The sequence below is a fragment of the Streptomyces sp. BR123 genome (assembly GCF_013401435.1).
Taxonomy (GTDB): domain Bacteria; phylum Actinomycetota; class Actinomycetes; order Streptomycetales; family Streptomycetaceae; genus Streptomyces.
In genome coordinates, this window is sequence record NZ_JACBGN010000388.1 from 1 (window position 1) to 6,020 (window position 6,020).

Annotated in this window: 6 protein-coding genes; 3 read left to right on the plus strand and 3 right to left on the minus strand. The window is 75.2% G+C overall.

The window, feature by feature from the left end:
• The 3 genes from HYE82_RS33360 to HYE82_RS33370 all read left to right on the plus strand — a co-directional run.
• Positions 1-1,156 (plus strand): resuscitation-promoting factor (locus HYE82_RS33360; RefSeq protein WP_179177960.1); only part of this gene is annotated, 1,156 nt, incomplete at its 5' end.
• Complete coding sequence (gene rsmA / locus HYE82_RS33365; RefSeq protein ID WP_179177961.1) at positions 1,153-2,055, plus strand: 16S rRNA (adenine(1518)-N(6)/adenine(1519)-N(6))-dimethyltransferase RsmA; 903 nt, start codon at positions 1,153-1,155, stop codon at positions 2,053-2,055. The genes HYE82_RS33360 and rsmA, both read left to right, overlap by 4 nt.
• Positions 2,052-2,966: a 4-(cytidine 5'-diphospho)-2-C-methyl-D-erythritol kinase gene (locus HYE82_RS33370; protein WP_179177962.1), complete on the plus strand. Its 915-nt coding sequence runs from the start codon at positions 2,052-2,054 to the stop codon at positions 2,964-2,966. The genes rsmA and HYE82_RS33370 overlap by 4 nt, the downstream gene beginning before the upstream one ends.
• Positions 2,967-3,220: 254 nt before the next feature.
• Here the strand turns inward: HYE82_RS33370 and HYE82_RS33375 are convergent, their stop codons facing one another.
• From HYE82_RS33375 to cbiQ, 3 genes are read right to left on the minus strand one after another with little or no spacing between them, the layout of a single operon-like run.
• Positions 3,221-4,423 (minus strand): serine hydrolase domain-containing protein, encoded by a 1,203-nt coding sequence (locus tag HYE82_RS33375; RefSeq protein ID WP_179177963.1) that lies wholly within the window; start codon positions 4,421-4,423, stop codon positions 3,221-3,223.
• A gap of 28 nt (positions 4,424-4,451) precedes the next feature.
• Complete coding sequence (locus HYE82_RS33380) at positions 4,452-5,237, minus strand: ABC transporter ATP-binding protein (protein WP_309144536.1); 786 nt, start codon at positions 5,235-5,237, stop codon at positions 4,452-4,454.
• The gene (cbiQ, locus tag HYE82_RS33385) at positions 5,234-5,995 is read right to left on the minus strand and encodes a cobalt ECF transporter T component CbiQ (RefSeq protein ID WP_179177965.1); all 762 of its coding nucleotides are present in this window, start codon (positions 5,993-5,995) and stop codon (positions 5,234-5,236) included. The genes HYE82_RS33380 and cbiQ overlap by 4 nt, the downstream gene beginning before the upstream one ends.
• Positions 5,996-6,020 lie beyond the last annotated feature (25 nt).

The following is a 6,020-nucleotide window of genomic DNA, read 5'->3' on the forward strand; positions in this document are numbered from 1 at the left end:
GCCCGGGGCCGGGCCCGCGCCCGCCGCCACCCCCGACGGCCCCGTCCCAGGCCGCGTCGCGGCACCCGCCTCCTGGCGGCGGATCGTTCCGCAAGCGCTGGTCGTCGCCTTCCTCGCGGGCGGCACCACCGCGTTCGTCGCCGCCGACAAGTCCGTCCGCCTCACCGTCGATGGGCAGTCCCGGACCCTCCACACCTTCGCCGACGACGTCGGCGAACTCCTCGCCTCCGAAGGCCTCGGCGTCAGCGCCCACGACCTCGTCGCCCCCGCCCGCGGAGCCGCCCTCGGCGACGGCGACGAGGTCGTCGTCCGCTACGGCCGGCCCCTGCAGCTCACCCTCGACGGGCAGAGCCGCCAGGTGTGGACCACCGCCGACACCGTCGAGGCGGCCCTGCGCCAGTTCGGGATCCGCGTCGAGGGCGCCCACCTCTCCGTCCCCCGCACCGCGCCCGTCCCCCGCACCGGCCTCACCCTCGCCGTCCGCACCGAGCGCAGCGTCACGTTCATGGCCGACGGCGACGAGACGACCATCCGCACGAACGCCGCCACCGTCCAGGAGGCCCTCGCCCAGGCCGGCATCGTCCTCAGCGGCCAGGACACCACCTCCGTCCCGCCCGACTCCTTCCCCCGCGACGGCCAGACCGTCACCGTGCTCCGCGTCACCGGCACCCGCGAGGTCCGCGAAGAACGCATCCCCTTCGAGACCGAACGCGTCGAGGACGACACGCTGTTCGCCGGCACCGAGCTCGTCGAACAGCCCGGCCGCGCCGGCACCCGGCGCGTCACGTACGTCCTGCGCACCGTCAACGGCGTCCGCCAGACGCCCCGCCAGGTCGCCGAGGAGACCGTCCGCGAGCCCGTCACCCAGCTCGTCAAGGTCGGCACGAAGCCACTGCCTGCGTCCGTCGCGGGCGCGGAGGGCCTCGACTGGCCGGCACTGGCCCGGTGCGAGTCGGGCGGCCGGGCCGACGCGACCGACCCGTCGGGCACGTACGGCGGCCTGTACCAGTTCGACGTCCGCACCTGGCAGGCCCTCGGCGGCAGCGGCCGCCCGCAGGACGCGTCGGGCGCGGAGCAGACGTACCGGGCCAAGAAACTGTACGTGCAACGGGGGGCGGCTCCGTGGCCGCACTGCGGCCGTAGGCTTTACCGGTGAGCACCGCAGAGCAGCAGCCCGACAGAACCCCTGACGCCCTCCTCGGCGCGGCCGACATCCGCGAACTGGCCGACGCCCTCGGCGTGCGCCCGACCAAGCAGAAGGGCCAGAACTTCGTCATCGACGCCAACACGGTGCGGCGCATCGTGCGCACCGCCGACGTCCGGCCCGACGACGTGGTCGTCGAGGTCGGGCCCGGGTTGGGCTCGCTGACGCTCGCGCTGCTGGAGGCCGCCGACCGGGTCACCGCCGTCGAGATCGACGACGTCCTCGCCGCGGCGCTGCCCGCCACGATCGCGGCGCGCATGCCGGAGCGCAAGGACCGCTTCGCGCTCGTCCACTCCGACGCCCTCCTCGTCGAGGAGCTGCCGGGGCCGCCGCCCACCGCGCTGGTCGCGAACCTGCCGTACAACGTGGCCGTGCCGGTGCTGCTGACGATGCTGGACCGCTTCCCCAGCATCGAGCGGACCCTGGTCATGGTGCAGTCCGAGGTCGCCGACCGGCTGGCCGCCCGGCCCGGCAACAAGGTGTACGGGGTCCCCTCGGTCAAGGCGAACTGGTACGCGGACGTGAAGCGGGCCGGCGCCATCGGCCGCAACGTGTTCTGGCCCGCGCCGAACGTGGACTCCGGACTGGTCTCGCTGGTCCGGCGCACCGAGCCGATCAAGACGACCGCCTCGAAGGCGGAGGTGTTCGCGGTCGTGGACGCGGCGTTCGCGCAGCGCCGCAAGACGCTGCGGGCCGCGCTGTCCGGCTGGGCCGGATCCGCCGCCGGGGCCGAGGCCGCCCTGGTCGCCGCCGGGATCTCCCCCCAGGCCCGCGGGGAGTCCCTGACGGTGGAGGAGTTCGCCGCCATCGCCGAGAACAAGCCGGCCCACGCGGAGAGGCCGGCCCTGTGAGTGCTGCTCCGAACGCGGGCGTGACGGTACGCGTCCCCGCGAAGGTGAACGTGCAGCTGGCGGTGGGCGCGGCCCGGCCGGACGGCTTCCACGACCTGGCGAACGTCTTCCTCGCGGTGTCGCTGTTCGACGAGGTGACGGTCACCCCGGCCGCCGAGCTGACGGTGACCTGCTCGGGCCCCGACGCGGACCAGGTCCCCCTCGACCGCACCAACCTCGCGGCCCGGGCGGCGGAACTCCTCGCGGCCAGGGCGGGCCGCTCCGACGCCGCCGTCCACATCCACATCACGAAAAGCATCCCGGTGGCGGGCGGCATGGCCGGCGGCAGCGCGGACGGAGCCGGCGCGCTCCTGGCCTGCGACCTCCTCTGGGGGCTGGACACGCCGACCGGGGAACTCCTGGACATCTGCGCGGAGCTCGGCAGCGACGTGCCGTTCAGCCTGATCGGCGGGGCGGCGCTCGGCACCGGGCGGGGCGAACTGCTGACCCCGGTCGAGGCGGGCGCGTTCCACTGGGTCTTCGCGGTCGCCGAGGGCGGCCTGTCGACCCCGGCGGTGTTCCGCGAGTTCGACCGGCTGGCCGAGGGGCGGGACATCCCCGAGCCGCAGGCCTCCCCCGCCCTCCTGGCGGCCCTCGCCTCCGGCGACCCGGACGCACTGGCCGCGGCCCTGGCCAACGACCTCCAGCCGGCGGCGCTGTCCCTCCGCCCGGACCTCCGGCGCACGCTGGCGGCCGGTGTGGAGGCGGGCGCCCTGGCCGGGCTGGTGTCGGGCTCCGGCCCGACCACGGCGTTCCTGGTACGGGACGAGGAGGCGGCGGCCAAGGTCGCCGCGGCTCTCGAAGCCTCGGGCACCTGTCGAGCCACCCGCACCACCACCAGTCCGGCCCCCGGCGCCACGGCGCTCTCCTGACCGGGGCTCCGCCCCCGACCCCGCGCCTCAAACGCCGGCGGGGCTGGATTTGCCCGGCCGGCGCCGCCGGGCGCGGTGCTGTCCCCGGCAGCAGCCGGAGCGGGTCCGGGTGCCCCGCCGGGCCGTGTCCCCGCCCGGCGGGGCGGCTTCCGCTCCGCCGGATCCCGCTGCGGGCGCCTGGCCCTGGCGGCGGGACGGCCCGGCGGCCGCGGCAGGGCAGCGCGGCCTCGGTGGGACGGTGGCCGGGCGGCAGCCTAGAGGCAGGTGCGGAGGGCGCGGATCAGCGCTTGGGCGCGGGGGTCGGCGGTGACGGACTTGGCCAGCGCGTTGGTGACGTAGCCGAAGCCGATGCCGGCCTCGGGGTCCGCGAAGGCGAGGGATCCGCCGCGCCCCGGGTGGCCGAACGACGCCGGGGACAGCATCGGCGAGGCCGGGCTGTGCAGCATGTGTCCCGGCCCGAAGCGGGTGTTCACGACCAGGACCCGGTCCGGGCCGGCGGACAGTTCCGCGCCCGCAAGGGCCACCGTCTGCGGTGTGAACAGCCGCGGCCCGTCCTCGGTGTCGTCCAGCAGCGCCGCGTACAGCCCGGCCAGGGCCCGGGCGGTGCCGATGCCCGCGGAGGCGGGGAGTTCGGCGGCCCGGTATGCGGGGGCGTTCTCGTCGGCGAGCGGGGTGATCGCGGCGAAGGCGCGGCGGGTGAGCGACTGCGGGTCGGCGTAGGCCTCGGAGACGTTCCGGCGCGGCCGGGTCCGCAGGGCGCCCGCGGATTCCGGCGGCTCGACGGCGCCGACCCGCCCGACCCGCCCCGACGCCGCTTCGGCCTCCGGCAGGCCGATCCAGAAGTCGAGCCCGAGCGGCCCGGTGACTTCCTGGGCGAGCCACTTGCCGAGGGAGGCGCCGGTGACGCGGAGCACCAGTTCGGACAGCAGCCAGCTGTAGGTCTGGGCGTGGTAGCCGTGCGCCGTGCCCGGTTCCCAGAACGCCTGCTGTGCGGCGACGGCCCGCGCCCCGGTCAGCCCGTCCGCGGCCTGCTGCGGGGTGAGGGGCACGTCGAGGGCCGGTACGCCCGCCCGGTGGGCGAGGAGGTCCCGCACGAGGGCCCCCTCCTTGCCGCCGGCCTTGAATTCCGGCCAGTACGCTCCGACGGGCGCATCGAGGTCCAGCAGTCCGCGCTGGTGCAGCAGCAGCGGTACGACGGCGGCCACGCCCTTGGTGGCCGAGCGGATGACCTGCGCCGTGTCGGCCGTCCACGGCACGACACCGACGCCGGCGCCCGCACCGACGCCGGCACCGGCATCCGCGTCCACGTCCCGCGTGCCGGCCCACAGGTCGACGACCCGTCGGCCGTCCCGGTACACGGCCACCGCCGCGCCCCGGTCGCCGAGCACCTCGAAGTTGCGTATGAAGGCGTCCCGGACGGCCTCGAAGCCCTCCGCCACCTGACCCTGGATGTTCACGAGCCGTCCAACCACCACGGGCTTGCGGTTATGCCGCGGGCACCGTGCGCGGGTCGAAGCCGAAGGGCAGCTCCAGGCGGTGCTTGCGCATGAGCTCCTCGTCGCAGAGCAGGTCCTGGGTGGGCCCGTCGGCGGTGATGGCGCCCTCGCTGAGGACGACGGAGCGGGGGCACAGCTCCAGCGCGTACGGCAGGTCGTGGGTGACCATGAGCACGGTCACGTCGAGCGAGCGAAGGATGTCGGCGAGCTCGCGCCGCGACGCCGGGTCCAGGTTGGAGGAGGGCTCGTCCAGGACGAGGATCTCGGGCCGCATCGCGAGGACGGTCGCCACGGCGACGCGCCGCCGCTGGCCGAAGGAGAGGTGGTGCGGGGGCCGGTCGGCGAAGTCGGCCATGCCGACCTGTTCCAGGGCTTCCCGTACCCGCTGTCCGAGCTCGGGTCCGCGCATTCCGGCTGCGGCCGGTCCGAAGGCCACGTCTTCCCGGACGGTCGGCATGAACAGCTGGTCGTCGGGGTCCTGGAAGACGATGCCGACGCGGCGCCGGATCTCGGCGAGGTTCCGCTTCTCGACGGGGAGGCCGGCTACGGCCACGGTGCCGACGCCGCCGGCGAGGATGCCGTTGAGGTGGAGGACGAGGGTGGTCTTGCCGGCGCCGTTCGGTCCGAGCAGGGCGACCCGCTCGCCGCGGCCGACGGTCAGGTCGACGCCGAAGAGGGCCTGGTGGCCGTCGGGATAGGCGTAGGCGAGGCCGGAGACCTCCAGGGAGGCGGGCGCGGCCGTCGGGGCGGGGGAAGAGGCGGAGGGCGGGGTCACAGGGTCCATCCGATCACACAGACGGCGAGGGCCGCCGCGGGGAGTACGGCCGCCCGCGCCCATTGGGCGGGGGCGGCGGTGACGTCGTCGATGACCGGCATGGAGCCGGTGTAGCCGCGGCTGACCATCGCGAGGTGGACGCGTTCGCCGCGTTCGTAGGAGCGGATGAAGAGGGCTCCGGCGGTCTTGGCGAGCACCCCCCAGTGCCGGATGCCGCGGGCTTCGAAGCCGCGGGAGCGGCGGGCGACGGACATGCGCCGCAGTTCGTCGGTGATCACGTCGCCGTAGCGGATCATGAAGGAGGCGATCTGTACGAGCAGCGGGGGCAGCTTCAGCCGCTGGAGTCCGAGCAGCAGCTCCCGCAGTTCGGTGGTCGAGGCGAGGACGACGGACGCGGCGACGCCGAGGGTGCCCTTGGCGAGCACGTTCCAGGCGCCCCACAGCCCGGAGACGCTCAGTGACATGCCGAGCACCTCGATCCGTTCGCCCTCGGCCACGAAGGGCATGAGGACGGCGAAGAGGACGAACGGGACCTCGATCAGCATCCGGCGCAGCAGGAGGCCGGCCGGGATCCGGGCCGTGGCGGCGACGGCCGCGACGAGGAGGGCGTACAGGCCGAAGGCCCACACCGCCTCGCGGGGTGTGGACACGACGACCAGGACGAACGCGAACACCGCGGCGATCTTGCAGTGCGGCGGCAGCGTGTGGACGGGGGAGTCCGCGTGCCGGTAGAGCCGGTGGGCGTGGCCCGCTCCCATGTCAGCCGGCCGAGGGGGCGGGGGC

Excerpts from the sequence above, each read along its gene's own strand:
- cbiQ (WP_179177965.1), bottom strand. The coding sequence starts at position 5,995 with ATGGGAGCGGGCCACGCCCACCGGCTCTACCGGCACGCGGACTCCCCC.